The following is a 14,926-nucleotide window of genomic DNA, read 5'->3' on the forward strand; positions in this document are numbered from 1 at the left end:
CTACCTGGCGCACTGCTGCGAGTTGAAAGTGCGTTGGAAATTGTCGTGCGCTCCCGCAATGTTCTGTCCGGTTTGGGCGTTCCGCCCTGCATCCGATCTCGCATGAGTTCCGTATATCAAGGCAGCGCTGCGTAGCACTTGAGGCAGGCCACGCAGTGCGCGATCCATATCCGGACAAAGGAGATTGACGATGAAGCGAGCACTGCTATTGGTTTTGACGCTGACCACTGCGACGCTGAGTGCATGCGGAGGCGGTGACGACACACCCACGACGATGGCGTCGACGGCGGCAACCGCACAGTTTCCGCAAAACGCCGACATGTGGGCGGGGCTTGGCGGAGACGCCAGCGCACCGGCAGCCATTTCAAAAGTGGTCGACGATGCGGTGTCCGGTTTGCTTGCAGACCCCAAGGAAGCACCGTACTTCGCCAACATCGGCCAACCTGGGCACGATACGGTCGGGCGCCTGAAGGCATGCCTGAACCTGCAGTTCAAGGCGCTCTTTGGTGGCCCGTTCAGTTATCCAGGAAAAGTCTCGGCGGACGGCGGCACCGTCATGTGTGAGGACATGGCGACGGCACACTCGGACATCGGCATCCCAGGCTGCGTGTTCGACCAGTTCATCACCGATGCCGCGGCTGTCCTGAAGGCCGATGGCGTTCCGGACGGCTACATCGCTCGTGTCGCTCCCGTGCTCACCGGTCTCAAGACGTCCATCGTGTCGTCCATGCCTAAGTACCTGGGCCCTAACACTGCCCAGAACTGCCAATGAACCCGCGACGCCGACTGCAACGCTACGCCGTCACCAGTGTTGCAGTGCTTGCGGTTGCGATCGGGCTTGTCGGGGCCATGCATTTGAAGGCGGCCCGCCCCGTGCTGGCGATGCTTGGCGTCCCCTGCCCCGTCGACCAGACCACGGCTGAACAAGTCAGCGCTCTACGTTCAAGCGGGCTGGCGCACTTGCGCGCGGATCGCTCCGCGCCGGCGCGACCTGTTCCGGGCGGGTTCGTGCTGGATCGAACCACAGCCGAGGAGGCGGTCCGCTGGGCGCGTGAAAATGGCATTGCGTGCGATGAGGTCAAGCACGGCTACAGCTATCTTCGCTGCCGTGGTGTCGATGCCAATAAGCTCGGTCTGGCCGGTCCGCCCGTGAGCGAGTTGTGGCTCAGCTTCGGTCCAGGCGGCCGCCTGATCGGTATGGACGTCTACCGCCGCGGTATGAGTGCAAGCGACACAACCGCGGCCTGGAACGGCGCGGCATACGCGTTGCGCAATGTGCTCGGTATGCCAACGTCGACGGTGGGGGATGCATCACCAGAGGCGTTGAGCGAGTCGCCACTGCAGACAGCGCGCTTGCAGTATCGATTCGCCGATTACCTTGCGGTCGTGACTGCCAGCAACCTTCCGTACGCCGGGCTGGCCGTCCGGGAACAGTACATGTCGGCTCGCCTTTGATTTAAATCATTGCGCATCGACCAGGCGCCACACCTTCGGCCTGCGGGCCGAAGGTTTTTTTCATGAACATCACGGCACCGATACAGCGGCAAGCGGTGCGGCCAGCAGCGCTGCGGCAACCGGCACGTCTTCCAGACGGTTGTCGGGGCCGGCTTCGACCGTACCGATCGTCGAAGCTGTGACCGCCTGTAGCGGCAGCGCCAGCGTAAATGTGGCGCCCTTCCCTTCGCCGGCGCTTGTCGCCGTCAACGTACCGCCGTGCAGCGTGGCGAGCTTGCGCGCGATGGCGAGCCCGAGACCCAGCCCGCCATGATCACTGGGACGCGACGCGCCCAACTGTGCAAACGGCTCGAAAATAGTTTCAAGTTTCTCCGGCGGAATGCCCTTACCACTGTCGGACACTGCGACTTTCACGCGCGGCTTGTCCACGGTGACTGCAACATCGATGTGCCCGCCTGCTGGCGTGTAGCGCATTGCGTTGCTGAGCACATTGGAGATGATCTGCCGCAGACGCATTGCGTCACCCATTACGGGGCCGCCAGCCTCCAGCCTATAGCGCAGGTCGATCTGCCTGCGTTGCGCAATCGGCGTCCAGCTTTGGACCTCTGCCGAGACAATGTTCTCGATCCGCAGCGGCTCTCGTTCAATGACCAGTTTGTTGGTCGCTGCTCGATTGACATCCAGCAGGTCATCGACGAGCCGGGCCTGCGCATCGATGTTTCGATGCAACACCTCGACGCATCCCATAACGGCCTTGGGGTCGGTCGCTTTCGCAGCCAGCACCTCGGTCCACGCTTTGATTGCATTCAGCGGCGTGCGGAGCTCATGCGAAACCGTTGCGATCAATGCGTCCTTGAGCGAGCTGGCAGTTTGCGCCTCCTGCCGGCAAAGCCGCTCGTGCTCCAGGAGCCGGTCCCGCTCCTTTTCCACCAATTTCTGCTTGGTGATGTCGATCGTTATTCCGTCAAACTGAATCGGCTCGCCCGATTGGGAATACCTTGTGCGGCCCATCGCGCGCAGCCACCGTACATCGCCCGATGGTGACAGCGTCCGGTATTCAATGTCGTAAGGCATGGCGCGATACACCGCCGCCTCCACCGCCTCGCGCGTATGTGCAACGTCGTCAGGGTGCAGTCGGGCATAAAACACGCCGATATCGACCTCGGCATCGGCCGGGAGCCAGAAATGCTCTTTGCACTTGGCATTCCAGACGATCTTGTGCAGCGGCATCGGACAATAAAACGTGCCGATCTCAGCGGCTTCAACCGCCATGCGCAGCATCGCCTCGTCTTGAAAGCCGTCGTGCGCCCTGCCACTGGGTCGCTCGGCGGGCCCGGTAACGGGATGGAAACGAAGAATCGCCCGGCGTGGCGTGGCTCTCTGGTCTTCAGGAAGGATTTCCGCGCGCAAGCGGATCCCGCTGCCGCAAACGAATTCAATCGTTTGCGGCGACTCGCGCTGAATGACGTCCGAAACGGCATCGACAAGCGTCTCCACCTGCAGATCGAGCGCGAGCCCCTCGTGAAGCGGCAGCAAGAGCGTGTCACGCGCAGCCGTATTCGCGAAAACGATAGAGAGCCGCTCGTCTACGACGATATACGGTTCAGGAAGGACCTCTAATACGCCGTAGGCCAGTTGCATTGGAGCCGCCAAGTGGAAGCCGGCAGGTTGCCAGCCAAGGCATTGTAGGGCGTTGTAAACGCAGCCGCACCCTTTATTGCCGGAGCAACGTCAGAAGGGGCCTTCTCTGGCGAAGGCATTCGGCACATGCTTTACAGACCGACACGCCCACAGCGCTCATGGCAAAGCGCCTCGCACTCGCAGCAGAGCCGGGCACACTGCGCCGCCCCGCCCATACTCGCACAGGCATTCGCCAGCCCAGCGCAATGGTCCATGCAACTGCGATAGATGAAATACGAGGAGTGTTCGGCTTCAGCGCCCTGCAGGGCGGCTGCCATGTAGCAAAAATGGCTGCACTCGCGCGCCACAGCGGCGATGCGAGGTGACACGCGCTCAGACAACGCCAAGCGTTCGCATTCCTGTGCGCATTCGAGAAAACGGTCGGATGACCTGATATTGGCGGCGTTCGGCGGGCCCGATCGCTGGTCCCGGGCAAAGGGCATGTTCGGCGTGAATTTGCATGTCATGCGTGCAGAGGCGCAATTTTCCTGCCCAGGCACCGTCCACGCCCAAAAATAAAGGCAGCCCGGAGAAAGAGGGATCCCCTTCAAGCCTTGGCGAAAGCGCACTCCCACGCTATTGGACCAGTGCCGAGATCAAATGTATTTGTTTAGATACATGTTTGTGTACAAACGCGGCGCACAGGCGACGGTAAAAATGACATGGTGGCTTGGGTGAACGGGCAGAAACCTGGCCTTCTTCAGCCCGCGCCCAGTGGCGAAAGCCCCACCGCAGCATGCGTCAACGCATATGCCCACGAATACTCGAGCTCTCCCGAGGCTTGCGCGTGGATCGTGAACAGCGGCTGCCCAACGCTCACCTGATCCCGCACCCGCACGTGCATTTCCACCCCCGCGACTTGGCGCATTGGTGCACCCGCAAGCTTTGCGATGCGGGCAAGGTGGCGGTTGTCGATGTGGACGACGATGCCGTTTTGCTCGGCAACGACATCGCGACGGAAGACGGCTTCTCCGGGTATGCGCAAGCCGCCCTGCGCCTCGCAAATCGCTTCGAACTTCCGCCATGCAGCACCGCTATCCAGCAAGCCGGTCGCCATATCGAGGCCTGTTCCGGCAACAGCGGCCCCGCAAAATTCGAGTAATGCACCGGCGAGCAATACAGACCGTTCCCGCAAATCGAACGGCGCCGTCGGGGACCGCTGCAGCACAGCCAGAACATCTCTTGCTTCCAATGCGGGGCCGATACCGCGGCCAACGGGCTGTGCGCCGTCTGTGCGCACCATCAGCACCTGCATCCCAAACGCCTGGGCCACGCGCTTGAGCAGCATATCCAGGCGCTCCAGGTCTTCGATGTTGCGCACTTTGGCCGTCGGACCGACAGGCACGTCGATCAGCACGTGGGTCGACCCGGCTGCGATCTTCTTGGAGAGAATAGAGGCCACAAGCTGTGCATCGCTGTCGACATCGAGTGCTCTTTCAACGCGAATCAAAACGTCGTCTGCGGGGCTGAGGCTCAAGGCCCCGCCCCAGGCGAGCGATGCCCCGACCTGCCCCACCACGCTTCGCAGTTCCGCGGCACTCAAGTTGACGCGGGTGAGCGTTTCCATCATGTCTGCGGTGCCCGCTGGCGAGGTGATGGCGCGTGATGACGTTTTGGGTAGCAGCAGCCCCGCCGCCGCGCAGATGGCAACAACGATGGGGCTGGTGCGATTGCCCGGCAGACCCCCTACGCAGTGCTTGTCTGCCACGACTGCGCGGTCCCACTGCAGCCGCTCGCCGGAGTCGACCATCGCTTGGGTGAGGTCGATGGTCTCCTTGATGGTCATGCGGCCGGCTGCGCAAGCGCTCAGGAATGCTGCGATATGGACATCGGCATAGCGCTCGTGCGAGATGTCAGCAATGATCTCTTGAAGTTGCTTTGCGTCCAGATGCCCGCCGTAGATCTTGGCCCGCAAGGCTCGCAGCGATTCAAGCGACGGCGCATGCCTGACGCAGACTTCATCCCCGGGTCGCGCCATCAACGAAACCACCGCGCTGGCTGACAGGCTCACCTCATACTTTTCCAGCAGCCCGGATCCCACCAGGTTCAGCGTGGCAATCAGCGACCGCTGCCCGATCTGGACTTCCACACGGGCCTGCGCGGCAAAGCCTTCCGACCGGCAGATCGCGCTGTCTGGATGCATGTAGATGACATGTTCTTGCCAGGTGTCGATGCCAAGCGCCTTGAACGTGAGGCACCGCTGCGACGCAATGGGTGCGTCAACAGAAGGCCCGGAGACGGTGCTCATGACGGGCACGTCAGCCAGCAAAACGGAAGTGACCGCTGTGTAGCGTGATTTCCTTGGAGCCCGTTTGCTCGAACAGCGTGCGTGCAACGTCCTCGATATCACCGCGGTGCACTTTGAATGCACTGAGCAGATCGTCCGACCGGCAGGAACGCGCACCGAAATGGTCCTCCAGGGCCTCCGCCGTGATTGCATAGCTTGCGGAGCTGCCATCGACTGACGCGCGGCATTGCAGACGCGGCCCCGCTGCGCAGTACGTTGGGTCGTCAGGCAGGAACCTGATCTGTTTCATGATGGCCTCCAGATACGAATGCGCCCTGATCAAACAAGCATCTGCCGGCTCGAAGGCAGGGATGAATCGAACATGTGCGAAACGGCGTCGACCAGCGGCTCTGTCAGCGCGATCCGGTTTGAGGGATGCGGGATGGTGTCGCACGTGACCACCTCGGCGCTGGCCGCACAAAGCTGGCTGTACGCATCCGAGGCAAATACGGCGTGCACCCCGATGCAAACTGGCTGCGGTTGCCCATTGCGCTGCAACGCGCCCGCTGCGGTGAGCATCGTGCGCCCGGTCGAGATGATGTCGTCCACCACGACGGGCGCACACCCCGGTGGAATGTTCGGCAATTCCGCCACTTCCACATGCCACGCGCTGTGTCGCGTCTTGACCAGTGTGGCCCAAGGGGCTTCGCAGATGCCGGCGATATGCTCGACCCACTGCCTGCTTTCAACGTCGGGACCGATCAGGAACGGCGCCTGGACATGGGTCAGGATCCATGCGGCAATCGCAGGCGCGGCTTCCACAGCGATCGTCGGCATGCGATAGACATCCGACAGGTGCGCAATGCGATGCAGATGCGGGTCTACCGTGACAAGCCAGTCGAACGCGGGGTTCAGCAAGGCGGCAAAGTGTTCGGCGGCGCGAATCTCGCCCGCGTTGAAGACGACGTCCTGTCGCATATACGCCAGATACGGCGCAATCAGGCCAACACGTCGCGCCCCGCGCTTGCGCGCGGCAATCGCCAGCCAGAGCAGTGGCAACAGCTTCTCGTCGGGGTGATCGAGCGTGCAGACAAGGGCAACGTCGGCGCCGTGCACAGGCGTGTAAAGCCGCACGTAGGATTCACCATCCGGAAAATGCGTCACGGCGGCATGCCCCAGTTCTGCGCTCAGCGGGGTGGCAAGTCGCATGGTGGCGCCCTCACAACCCGGCATGGCAATCAGCACGCGCTGCGGTCCCAGACCAACGGCTGGAGCAGTCATGCGGCCTCCAGATCGTAGGACTGGCGGTACTCCGGCATGCGGACTGGCCACTGCAGTTCATGCTCGATGCGCTGCCGCAGGGCGTCGCTGGCCGCCGGCTCGCCGTGCACGATGAAGGTCTGCCGCGGCGGCCGGGTGAAGCCGCGCAGCCAGGTCATCAGTTCATTGGCATCGGCATGGGCGGACAGATTTTGAATCTGCTCAACCGACGCGCGGATGGGCACTTCACGTCCATGCACGCGTAGTGCGCGTTGACCAGCCAGCAGGGCGGCACCCCGCGTGCCGGCGGCCTGGAACCCCGACATCAGGATGGCATTGCGCTTTCCGCCACCAAAGCTTTTCAGGTGATGCAGCACCCGCCCGCCGGTTGCCATGCCGCTTGCAGCAAGAATGATCTTGGGCGCGCGATCGTTCCCGAGGTGCATCGACTGTTCCGGGCTCTGCACCGGAACGGCCAACGCACAAGCGGCCTGGCAGTCGGCAGCCCCGATATGCAGGTCGTCAACATGGCGCGCAAACACCTCGGTCGCCAGTTCGGCCATCGGGCTGTCGAGATAGATCGGCACATGGGGGATCCGATGTTCGCGAATCAACACGTAGAGGCAATACAAGAGCGATTGCGTGCGCCCCACCGCAAATGCGGGAATCAGGAGCGTGCCGCCCTGCCCGATCGTCCGCTGCACAACCTCCTGGAGCGCATCGAGCGGGTCGCCCGCAGGGTGCACGCGATCGCCATAGGTGGATTCGACCAGCAGCGTATCGGCCTGCGCGATGGGCTCGGGTGGCCGCATGACGGGATCCACCTGCCGCCCCAGATCGCCGGAAAAGACAACGCGACGGCCCTCGGCCAGCAATGTGGCTGTCGCCGCACCGATGATGTGCCCTGCACGGTGGAACTCTGCATCCACGCCCTCCGCAACGGCAAAGCGCTCGCCATAGCCGACAGGATGCAGCCGGCGTAGCGCCCTGTCGGCGTCCTTTTCATCGTAGAGAGGCAAGGCGGGATGATGGCGCGAAAACCCCTGGGCGTTGGCGTACTGCGCATCCTCCTGCGCGAGCCGGGCGCTGTCAGGCAGGAGGATGTTGCACAGTTCCGCCGTCCCTTTCGTGCAATAGACCGGGCCGTGAAACCCGTTACGCGCGAGTAGCGGCAGGTAGCCGCTGTGGTCGATATGGGCATGCGTCAGTACGACCGCATCGATGTGGTGCGCGTTGACTGCAAGCTTGTCCCAGTTCCGCAAGCGCAATGACTTGTAGCCCTGAAACAGCCCGCAGTCGACCATGACGCGGCGCGCGCCGGTCTCAAGCACGTACTTGGAGCCGGTCACCGTGTCGGTCGCGCCGAGAAATTGCAGCCGCATCCCATCGCCCCCGGCGCTCAGCGAATCGTGACGCGCTGCTGCGGTGACGCTTCCTTCTTGGGCAGCGTTACGCGCAGCAGCCCGTTCTCGTACGAGGCGTCGACCTTGCTTTCATCGACTGCGGCATCGAGCGTAAACATGCGCTGCATGGATCCGCTGTAGCGCTCACTGCGGATGATGCGTTCGCCTTCTTTCACCTCTGAATTGCGTTCGACCTTGGCCGAGATCATGACCGTGCCCCGATCGACCGTCACGTCGATGTCTTCCTTCTTCGCGCCCGGGATTTCTGCGACAACGTTGTAGGCCTTGTCGGACTCCGTCACGTCCACCTTGAACGGCAGCGCGCCGTCCATGCCGCCGCGGAACGAGCGCAGCAGCCCTTGGAAGATGTCGCCAACCGGCTCAATGGCGAACGGGTCATAACGCTTGAGTTGACTCATGACTGCCTCCTGATGATCGGCCCCGTGGATCTTGGGGCCAGCAGATTCATCGTGGCACGGTGGCACCGAAGCGCCTTGCGGTAGATCAACGGGGGCGCACAGTGGCCGCCGCGCAGGCGTCGTGCGATTCGTACCCGGCACATCGCTTCTGAGGTGCCGGCCGCCGTGTCAGGCTTTCCTGACACGGAAACCCGCGGCCCCGACAGCATTCTCAGTTCAGCCTGCATGACGCCGGCGCGCCTGCTGCCGATACTGGTGACACGCCAGCAAGCAACGCGGCGTCTTGTCGGATCGCCCCCAGAGCCCGACAACGCCCAGCCAGTACAACGGAGCGCGCCATGAGCCAGAACATTGACTGCAGCGACCAATGGAGTGGCTCGCAGGATCTTGCCGCTTTCGACACTGCGCTTCCCGTTGGCGCACACCTTGTCGCGGACCGCGATGGGTACGAACACCACGGCATCTATGTCGGCAACGGGCAGGTGATTCACTACGCCGGCTTCTCGCACCGTCAGCGCCGCGGGCCGGTCGAGCGCATCTCCATTGGCTGCTTTGCATGCGGCTTTTCGGTGACCATCCAGCGCGAGCCCCGCCCCTGCTACGACGGTGAGGAAGTTGCCCGCCGAGCCGGCTCCCGCCTGGGAGAACGCGACTATCGACTGCTGACCAACAACTGCGAGCACTTCTGTTCGTGGTGCTTGTTTGGAGAATGCCGCAGCGCACAGGTGGAGGCGTGCCTGAAGAGCCCCGCGCGGGCTGCGCGCCTGCTACTGAAGCTGATGCTGCTGGTACTTTCGTCCGAATGGCGTACCGCGCAGCCACAGGCTCAGGCTCAGGCCGTATGAAGCTGGAGAGCACCATGCCCCAAGCCGATACATCGTTGCGTGCGCTGATTGCCAAGTGGTTCGGCCTGAGCGACACACCACATCTGCGAATCACGCGCCTGCATTGTCCCGGCGTTGATTGCGGCTGCGTGCAGGCGGAATTGACGACATCCGCCGGGCCACTTGCCATCCTGTTCTTCCGCCATCGGGCGGGTTGCTGGAGGCTGTTTCCGCCATCGAACGCACGCCGTCCATAGCGGCAACGCAAGTCGTATTCCTTGACGGCCACACCGTCTTACGGGCCGATTGATCCGCATCAAGCGTCTTTCCGGCCCAAGCACGAACATCGAAGTTCGATCGGGACGTTGGTTCACGCGCGACCATGCGAAGGTGAAAAAGTGAAAGAGAGTTTGAAGCCACAACAACAGAGGTTTTCGCTTTGGTACGCCGTCATCGTCGCGTTGAGCATGCTGGCGTTCCAAGCGCTGTTCATGTCGGAGCAGGTCGACACGCTCCCCTATAGCGATTTCAAGCTCCTCCTGCATGCGGGCAAGATCAAGGACGTTGCTATTGGCGACCAAGACATCACCGGCACCTTCTCGACGGACGGCGTCGAGGCATTGCTGACGCAGCAGCAGGTCGATGCCATCCACCGCACCGGCAAGGGCGACCACCCTTTCCAGACCCTTCGCGTGAATGACCCGGCTCTTGTTCAGGAGCTGGAGGCGGCAAAGGTGCGCTTTGTCGGTCGGCCGGACAACAAATGGTTGAGCACGCTCCTGTCGTGGGTCGTGCCTGCGCTCCTGTTCTTCGCGGTTTGGAACTTCTTGATCCGGCGCATGAGTGGGGCCGCAGCCGGAGGGCTGATGGAAATCGGCAAGAGCAAGGCAAAGGTCTACATGCAGAAGGAAACCGGTGTCACCTTCGCGGACGTAGCCGGCATCGACGAAGCCAAGGAAGAGCTGTCGGAAATCGTCAGTTTTCTGAAAGAGCCGCTGCGGTACCAGCTTCTGGGCGGCAGGATCCCCAAGGGCGTGTTGCTCGTGGGTGCGCCTGGTACGGGCAAGACCCTGCTTGCCAAGGCAGTTGCCGGCGAAGCAGGCGTGCCTTTCTTCAGCATGAGCGGGTCGGAGTTTGTCGAGATGTTCGTTGGTGTCGGTGCGGCGCGCGTGCGGGATCTATTCAGCCAGGCTGAATCCATGGCGCCGTGCATCATCTTCATTGACGAACTCGACGCCTTGGGCAAAACGCGTGCGTTCAATCTCGTCGGCGGCAATGAAGAGCGCGAGCAAACGCTGAACCAGCTTCTGGTCGAGATGGACGGCTTTGACAGCAACAAGGGCGTCATCATCATGGCCGCGACCAACCGGCCCGAAATCCTGGACCCTGCCCTGCTTCGTCCCGGCCGCTTTGATCGTCATGTCGCCCTCGACCGGCCGGATCTCAAGGGACGAGAGCAGATCCTCAAGGTCCACGCCAGGAACGTCACGCTGGGGGCCGATGTCGACTTGGGCAAGATCGCCGCTCGCACGCCGGGTTTTGCCGGGGCCGACCTGGCCAACCTGATCAACGAGGCGGCGCTCCTTGCCGCACGCAAAGGTAAATCCGCTGTGGAAACCGCAGACTTTGACGAGGCGCTGGACCGCATTGTGGGTGGCCTGGAGAAAAAGAACCGCGTGATGAACGCCAGGGAAAAGGAGACGATCGCGTACCACGAAGCAGGTCATGCCATCGTGGCCGAGCACCGCCTGCTGGCCGATCGCGTTTCCAAGGTTTCCATCATTCCAAGAGGTATCGCCGCCCTGGGCTACACGCAACAGACTCCAACGGAGGACCGCTACCTCCTCAAGCACAGTGAATTGCTGGATCGGCTCGACGTGCTGCTGGGCGGTTACGTTGCCGAGCAGATCGTCTACCACGACGTATCGACCGGTGCACAGAACGACTTGCAACGCGCCACTGACATGGCCCGGCAGATGATCACCCAGTTCGGCATGAGCGAACAACTCGGCCTGGCCACCTACGAGCAGACGCCCAACCCGCTCCTCGCCGGTGCCGGCCTGATGCAGCGCGAGCGCAAGGAATATAGCGAGGACACAGCGCAGTTGATTGATGCGGAAGTGCGCAAGGTGTTGTCCGATGCCAGCGCGCGCGTCACCGCCACGCTGGAGGGTCAGCGCTCCAAACTGGAAGCGCTGTCGCGCATGCTGCTGGACAAGGAAGTGGTTGACCGTCACGACCTCGACATGATCCTGACTGGCAATGTGACCCCGATGCCGCCGCCGAAGGCAGATGCAGACTCTCCCGCTGACGCTGCGGGGCCGCTGCCCGCGCATGGGCCACGTTAGCTGCTTGAGCCCGATACACGCGACTCAATGCACGAACGTTGGCATCCGAATCCACGCTCGCCAACATCACGCCAAGAGCACTGACCCCGGATGCAAACCACTAGCTCGCGCAGCACGTGGAGCGAACGCTCATGGAAGCGCGCGGCAACCGCTCGTCATAGCCTCGAGGCGGTGTCGGCTTGCACATGTCCTATTGCATGTACAAGCCGCCGTTCACAGCCAGGTTGGCACCGGTGACGTAGGCAGCGTCCTCGCCGCACAGGAAGGCCACCAGGGCAGCCACTTCCTCGGGCCGGCCAAGTCGGCCTACCGGGATTTGCGGAAGAATGCGCTCCTGCATGATGTCGCTGGGAATATCGCGCGTCATTCGCGTAGCAAGATAGCCCGGCGAAATCGTGTTGACGGTCACGCCCTTTGCGGCGCACTCGAGGGCCAGCGCCTTGGTGAACCCGTGTATGCCGGCCTTGGCCGCTGCATAGTTCGTCTGCCCGAATGCCCCTCGGGATCCGTTGACCGACGAGATATTGATGATGCGGCCCCAACCGCGCTCGGTCATGCCTTCGTATAGCGGCTTCGTCATGTTGAACACCGAGTCGAGATCGGTGGCCAAAACGTTCCGCCAGGCATCCAGCGTCATGCGCTTGAAGGTCATATCCCGCGTGATGCCGGCGTTGTTCACCAGGATGTCAACCGGACCCACGAGCGAAAGCACCTCGGATGCACATCGCTGGCAAGCGTCGTAGTCAGCCACATCCACCGCGAACGTCTGAAACAGGCGCCCCTGGGCATGTTGTTGCGCCACCCAGGCGGTCACATGCGGATTGCCAAAGGAATGGGTGACCACAACCCGATGACCCTGCGCGTTCAGACGGATTGCAATGGCCTCGCCAAGGCCGCCCATGCCCCCGGTGATCAGTGCAATGCGTTGTGTTGTCATGGATGGCCTCATCGCGCTGTCACCGGACGCGTAGCCGCGCGAGGGCAGCCCCGCTTGCACAAAAGCCACTCGTCTGCGCCGGGTTCGGTGCGCAACCGCACTACAGCATCAACCGGCTGCGCGCCCGCGCGAATGGTCAGGGTCTGCATCGCTCCCCGATACGCGGCCGTGACCTGGTAGCGCCCCCGAGGCAATCGCATATACAGCAGCGGCCCCTCCGTGCGCACGCGCAAACGGAGCTTGCCGCGGTCATCCGCAACGGAAACCTCCACATCCGACAGCGCCTCTCCGCTTCTGGCCGACACCACGTTCAGACGTACGTTGAAACGACGTGCCATCTTCTGCATGGTGTCGCGCTCATCGCTCCCGACACCGCCTGATACATAGGCGATGTCGTTCTGGAAGCGGACTTCCGGCGCCGCCGCCGCGTCCGGCCCAATTGCGCCAGCGTAGGTGCTGGCAGCCAGAGCGAAGCCGGCGAGGAGGCTGCATTGGAGGACCAGACGACATACGAGGCTCATCTCTCACCTCATCGCACGGCGGCTGCATGGCCGACGGTCTGTGCCAGGACCGGGATCTCGTCTTCATTGAGCGACAGGGCCTCCGCCAGAAGACGCTGGTTCAGCCAGCCACGCACCACACACCCCAGCCCGGCGGAGGCACAGTACAGCGACACGTTCTGAGAGATTGCTCCCGCGGCGACGCCGGCAAAGGTTTCGCGCACGGCTTCGGGCATCTGGTCTGCACGCGCATGGTTCACCACATACACCAGATCCAGCGGCGCCTTGCCAACAAAGTCCTGATACCCGGTAAGGTTGCGCGCATCCACCGCGTGCTTGAGACGCAAACGGTGCGGCACGGGCTCGTATTCGTAAACGCCTTCCGGCAGGGCGACGTAGATGTCGATCTCGTTCAGGCCATGCGCTGAAGGCGCGGTGCGCCCGCCTGTTTCAGGGCGGTTGATGCCGTTTGCAGCCCATAGCAAGTCGCTCAGTTGCTGCAGCGATAGCGGCGTAGGCGCGAATTCCCGGACGCTTTTCCGCTTGGCCAGCGCCGCAGCCAACGTGCTACCGCCAGTCAACAGCGGCGGCGCCAGGGCAATGGTGGCCGGTGCAGGGTGGGACGTGGGCGGCGGCAATAGATGTTGCACAGGGTCATAAGACAGGAGCATGGCCTCGCTCATGGCGTTCACCTCACAAGACTGAAATCCATCGGCCGTACATCGCCGCCTAGGCGGAGATGATCACCTTGAGCGCCTGCGTCTTCGCGGCGTTGCGGAACGTGTCGTAAGCGGTGAGGATGTCATCGAGCCTGAACCGATGCGTAATGAGCTGCCCCGGCTGCAGCTTCCCTGCCCGCACCGTTTTGAGGAGCATCGGCGTACTCACAGTGTCCACCAGCCGGGTTGTGATGGCGATGTTCTGGCTCCACAAGGTTTCCAGATGCAGGTCTGCCTTCACGCCATGCACACCGATGTTCGCAATGACACCACCGGGCGCCACCAGTTGCTGGCAGAGTTCGAACGTTGCAGGCACGCCCACCGCCTCGATCGCGCAATCGACACCCACGCCATCCGTCAACCGCTTCACGGCGGCTACGGCGTCTTCACTGGAGACGTCGATGCAGGCCGTCGCGCCCAGCCGGTTCGCCACTTCCAGCCGCGCCGCGTTCGTGTCGATCATGATGATCTGCGCCGGCGAGTAGAACTGCGCCGTCAGCAACGAGGCCAGCCCGATGGGGCCCGCGCCGACAATCGCCACGCTGTTGCCCGGCTGCACGCGGCCATTGAGCACACCGCATTCGAATCCGGTCGGGAAGATGTCTGACAGCATGACGAGCGCCTCTTCATCGACGCCCGGCGGCAGCTTGTAGAGGCTGGTCTCCGCATGCGGAATGCGGACGTATTCGGCTTGCACGCCGTCGATGCGATGGCCCAGGATCCAGCCACCCGTCTCGCAGTGCGAGTACATGCCGCGCCGGCAATTCGCACACTTGCCGCAAGACGAAATGCAGGAAATCAGCACGTGGTCACCCGGCTTGAGCGACGTCACGGCCGCGCCGACGGACTCCACTACGCCTACGCCTTCATGACCAAGGGTGCGCCCCGGCTCGCATGTGGGCACGTCCCCCTTGATGATGTGCAGATCGGTGCCGCAGATCGTTGTCAGCGTCACGCGCACCACAGCGTCGCCAGGTGCCTGCAATTCAGGTTTCGGTTTGTCGGCCAGCGTGATCTTGCCGGGCCCTTGGTAGACGAGAGCTTTCATGGAAGTCACCAATGAAGACGATGACTACATGCTAGGCAACCGCCCTGTGTAGACGTTGATCTACGTCAGTGCGCATGGCGACAGCCGCGCGATAGTAGCGACCAAT

At 62.6% G+C, this 14,926-nt stretch carries 15 protein-coding genes; 5 read left to right on the forward strand and 10 right to left on the reverse strand.

The features are described from left to right. The first annotated feature begins 190 nt into the window (after positions 1 to 190). Positions 191 to 772, forward strand: a complete 582-nt coding sequence (locus N5B55_RS19975; RefSeq protein WP_304541567.1) for a hypothetical protein — start codon at positions 191 to 193, stop codon at positions 770 to 772. Continuing rightward, positions 769 to 1,455 (forward strand): hypothetical protein, encoded by a 687-nt coding sequence (locus N5B55_RS19980; RefSeq protein ID WP_304541570.1) that lies wholly within the window; start codon positions 769 to 771, stop codon positions 1,453 to 1,455. The genes N5B55_RS19975 and N5B55_RS19980 overlap by 4 nt, the downstream gene beginning before the upstream one ends. 69 nt (positions 1,456 to 1,524) lie before the next feature. Here N5B55_RS19980 and N5B55_RS19985 read toward each other — a convergent pair whose 3' ends face one another. The 6 genes from N5B55_RS19985 to N5B55_RS20010 form a co-directional block, all read right to left on the reverse strand. Beyond that, positions 1,525 to 3,096: a sensor histidine kinase gene (locus tag N5B55_RS19985; RefSeq protein WP_304541576.1), complete on the reverse strand. Its 1,572-nt coding sequence runs from the start codon at positions 3,094 to 3,096 to the stop codon at positions 1,525 to 1,527. A 739-nt stretch (positions 3,097 to 3,835) separates the two neighbouring features. Further along, positions 3,836 to 5,383 carry a thymidine phosphorylase family protein gene (locus N5B55_RS19990; protein ID WP_304541582.1) on the reverse strand — a complete coding sequence of 516 codons (1,548 nt, stop codon included), beginning with the start codon at positions 5,381 to 5,383 and terminating at the stop codon, positions 3,836 to 3,838. 10 nt (positions 5,384 to 5,393) lie between these two features. Next, positions 5,394 to 5,672, reverse strand: coding sequence for a DUF1488 domain-containing protein (locus tag N5B55_RS19995; RefSeq protein WP_304541588.1), 279 nt, complete (start codon positions 5,670 to 5,672; stop codon positions 5,394 to 5,396). A 29-nt stretch (positions 5,673 to 5,701) separates the two neighbouring features. Next, positions 5,702 to 6,643, reverse strand: coding sequence for a ribose-phosphate pyrophosphokinase (locus tag N5B55_RS20000; protein WP_304541593.1), 942 nt, complete (start codon positions 6,641 to 6,643; stop codon positions 5,702 to 5,704). Further along, positions 6,640 to 8,004, reverse strand: coding sequence for an MBL fold metallo-hydrolase RNA specificity domain-containing protein (locus tag N5B55_RS20005; RefSeq protein WP_304541595.1), 1,365 nt, complete (start codon positions 8,002 to 8,004; stop codon positions 6,640 to 6,642). Before N5B55_RS20005 ends, N5B55_RS20000 begins: the two co-directional genes overlap by 4 nt. A gap of 17 nt (positions 8,005 to 8,021) precedes the next feature. After that, positions 8,022 to 8,444, reverse strand: a complete 423-nt coding sequence (locus N5B55_RS20010) for an Hsp20/alpha crystallin family protein (RefSeq protein WP_065855237.1) — start codon at positions 8,442 to 8,444, stop codon at positions 8,022 to 8,024. A 338-nt stretch (positions 8,445 to 8,782) separates the two neighbouring features. On the opposite strand from N5B55_RS20010, the gene N5B55_RS20015 reads away from it, so the two are divergent. The 3 genes from N5B55_RS20015 (at position 8,783) to ftsH (ending at position 11,616) form a co-directional block, all read left to right on the forward strand. Then, on the forward strand, positions 8,783 to 9,289 hold the full coding sequence (locus N5B55_RS20015; protein ID WP_065855238.1) for a lecithin retinol acyltransferase family protein: 507 nt from the start codon (positions 8,783 to 8,785) through the stop codon (positions 9,287 to 9,289). 14 nt (positions 9,290 to 9,303) lie between these two features. Next, complete coding sequence (locus tag N5B55_RS20020; RefSeq protein ID WP_304541607.1) at positions 9,304 to 9,525, forward strand: hypothetical protein; 222 nt, start codon at positions 9,304 to 9,306, stop codon at positions 9,523 to 9,525. Positions 9,526 to 9,678: 153 nt separating this feature from the next. Beyond that, positions 9,679 to 11,616 carry an ATP-dependent zinc metalloprotease FtsH gene (ftsH, locus tag N5B55_RS20025; protein WP_304541737.1) on the forward strand — a complete coding sequence of 646 codons (1,938 nt, stop codon included), beginning with the start codon at positions 9,679 to 9,681 and terminating at the stop codon, positions 11,614 to 11,616. Positions 11,617 to 11,806: 190 nt separating this feature from the next. Here the strand turns inward: ftsH and phbB are convergent, their stop codons facing one another. From phbB to N5B55_RS20045, 4 genes are read right to left on the reverse strand one after another with little or no spacing between them, the layout of a single operon-like run. Further along, positions 11,807 to 12,553, reverse strand: a complete 747-nt coding sequence (phbB, locus tag N5B55_RS20030; RefSeq protein ID WP_304541739.1) for an acetoacetyl-CoA reductase — start codon at positions 12,551 to 12,553, stop codon at positions 11,807 to 11,809. Between the two features lie 8 nt (positions 12,554 to 12,561). Then, the gene (locus tag N5B55_RS20035) at positions 12,562 to 13,074 is read right to left on the reverse strand and encodes a hypothetical protein (protein ID WP_304541609.1); all 513 of its coding nucleotides are present in this window, start codon (positions 13,072 to 13,074) and stop codon (positions 12,562 to 12,564) included. Between the two features lie 8 nt (positions 13,075 to 13,082). Continuing rightward, positions 13,083 to 13,736: a nitroreductase family protein gene (locus N5B55_RS20040; RefSeq protein WP_304541616.1), complete on the reverse strand. Its 654-nt coding sequence runs from the start codon at positions 13,734 to 13,736 to the stop codon at positions 13,083 to 13,085. Positions 13,737 to 13,782: 46 nt separating this feature from the next. Next, on the reverse strand, positions 13,783 to 14,820 hold the full coding sequence (locus tag N5B55_RS20045; RefSeq protein ID WP_304541622.1) for a zinc-dependent alcohol dehydrogenase family protein: 1,038 nt from the start codon (positions 14,818 to 14,820) through the stop codon (positions 13,783 to 13,785). Positions 14,821 to 14,926 lie beyond the last annotated feature (106 nt).

Origin of the sequence: Ralstonia pickettii (genome assembly GCF_030582395.1) — a bacterium.
Taxonomy (GTDB): Bacteria; Pseudomonadota; Gammaproteobacteria; order Burkholderiales; family Burkholderiaceae; genus Ralstonia; species Ralstonia pickettii_D.

Bases quoted from the DNA above. Each gene is read 5' to 3' on its own strand.
- N5B55_RS20035 (WP_304541609.1), bottom strand. From the start codon at position 13,074: ATGAGCCTCGTATGTCGTCTGGTCCTCCAATGCAGCCTCCTCGCCGGC.
- N5B55_RS20040 (WP_304541616.1), bottom strand. From the start codon at position 13,736: ATGAGCGAGGCCATGCTCCTGTCTTATGACCCTGTGCAACATCTATTG.
- N5B55_RS20000 (WP_304541593.1), bottom strand. From the start codon at position 6,643: ATGACTGCTCCAGCCGTTGGTCTGGGACCGCAGCGCGTGCTGATTGCC.
- N5B55_RS20045 (WP_304541622.1), bottom strand. From the start codon at position 14,820: ATGAAAGCTCTCGTCTACCAAGGGCCCGGCAAGATCACGCTGGCCGAC.
- N5B55_RS19995 (WP_304541588.1), bottom strand. From the start codon at position 5,672: ATGAAACAGATCAGGTTCCTGCCTGACGACCCAACGTACTGCGCAGCG.
- N5B55_RS20015 (WP_065855238.1), top strand. From the start codon at position 8,783: ATGAGCCAGAACATTGACTGCAGCGACCAATGGAGTGGCTCGCAGGAT.
- phbB (WP_304541739.1), bottom strand. From the start codon at position 12,553: ATGACAACACAACGCATTGCACTGATCACCGGGGGCATGGGCGGCCTT.
- N5B55_RS20005 (WP_304541595.1), bottom strand. From the start codon at position 8,004: ATGCGGCTGCAATTTCTCGGCGCGACCGACACGGTGACCGGCTCCAAG.
- N5B55_RS20020 (WP_304541607.1), top strand. From the start codon at position 9,304: ATGCCCCAAGCCGATACATCGTTGCGTGCGCTGATTGCCAAGTGGTTC.
- N5B55_RS19980 (WP_304541570.1), top strand. From the start codon at position 769: ATGAACCCGCGACGCCGACTGCAACGCTACGCCGTCACCAGTGTTGCA.
- N5B55_RS19985 (WP_304541576.1), bottom strand. From the start codon at position 3,096: ATGCAACTGGCCTACGGCGTATTAGAGGTCCTTCCTGAACCGTATATC.
- N5B55_RS20010 (WP_065855237.1), bottom strand. From the start codon at position 8,444: ATGAGTCAACTCAAGCGTTATGACCCGTTCGCCATTGAGCCGGTTGGC.
- N5B55_RS19975 (WP_304541567.1), top strand. From the start codon at position 191: ATGAAGCGAGCACTGCTATTGGTTTTGACGCTGACCACTGCGACGCTG.
- N5B55_RS19990 (WP_304541582.1), bottom strand. From the start codon at position 5,383: ATGAGCACCGTCTCCGGGCCTTCTGTTGACGCACCCATTGCGTCGCAG.